The following is a 1231-nucleotide window of genomic DNA, read 5'->3' as shown; positions in this document are numbered from 1 at the left end:
TCCCCAAACCTCGCCCGCCGCCCCGGTTGCCGCAAGTTGCCTTGACCTTGCCGCAATTTGCGCGCCATTCGCTGCTGTGGCGACAGCCATCCGGGCCGCTTCGCGCGCGGGTGGGGCAGCAGATGCAGGGGATACCCATGGCCAAGGCTGATCGCGTGTCCGAGCCTCCGACCCGTGTGTTGCGGTGGTTCGAGCGCGTGCAGATCGCCGACTTCCACCCGCTCACCCGGCTTGCCGGCACCCTGGCAATCTTCGCCGCGGCGTGGGCGGCGCGCGTGCTGCTCGATCCGATGCTGCCCTCGGGCTTTCCCTATGTGACCTTCTTCCCGGCGGTGATCCTCACCGCCTTCCTGTTCGGATTGCGCGCCGGACTGCTCTCGGCGCTGCTGTGCGGGGGAGTCGCCTGGTATTTCTTCATCCCGCCGCTCAACTCCTTCAGCATCGCCGGCGCCGAGGTCGCGATCGGGCTCTATGTCTTCGTGGTCGGCACCGATCTGGTGCTGCTTCACGGAATGCGCGCCGCCAACCGGCAATTGCGCCTGGAGCGCCAGAACAGTCTCGATCTGGCCGCCGCCAAGGAACAGCAGGCCGAGGAACTGCGCCGCGCGATCGCTGCGGTGCGCGACAGCGAGGTCAAGACCCAGCTTGCCACCCGCACCGCCGGAATGGGGATCTGGCAATGGCACATCCCCAGCGACCGGGTGCAATGGGACGAGACCATGTTCGCGCTCTACGGCATGGCCCCGACGCCTGACGGCACCGTGCGCTATGGCGACTACATCGCCCACCTCCACCCCGAAGATGCCGAGGCGCAGGACACCAGGCTCAAGCGCACCGTCGCCGAGGTGTCCGAAAGCACCCGCGAATTCCGCATCCGGCGCTCCGACGACAGCCGCTGGCGGCAACTGCGAGCGGTCGAGGTCGCGCGGGCCGGGCCCGATGGCCGCACCGAATGGGTGGTCGGCACCAATCTCGACATCACCGCCGAGAAGGAACGCGAAAGCCACATCCGCCTGCTGCTGGGCGAGGTCAACCACCGCGCCAAGAACCTGCTCGCGGTGGTGCTCTCGGTCGCGCGGCGCACCAGCGGGAGCGATCACGAGACCTTCATGACCAACTTCGCCGCGCGCATCCAGTCGCTCGCGGCGGGGCAGGACCTGCTGGTGAGGAATGCCTGGCGCGGGGTCGGATTGCAGGCGCTGGTCGCAGCGCAGCTGGGGCACTTCAAGGA

General features: G+C 68.2%; 1 protein-coding gene. It reads left to right on the top strand.

The features are described 5' to 3' along the window. Positions 1 to 137: 137 nt before the first annotated feature. Positions 138 to 1231, top strand: a 1094-nt coding sequence (locus AX692_RS17950; RefSeq protein ID WP_196491822.1) for an HWE histidine kinase domain-containing protein, incomplete at its 3' end; no start/stop codon positions are given.

The sequence above is a fragment of the Erythrobacter donghaensis genome, assembly GCF_001557325.1.
Lineage (GTDB): Bacteria > Pseudomonadota > Alphaproteobacteria > Sphingomonadales > Sphingomonadaceae > Erythrobacter > Erythrobacter donghaensis_B.
This window is presented reverse-complemented; position numbering and strand designations above follow the sequence as displayed.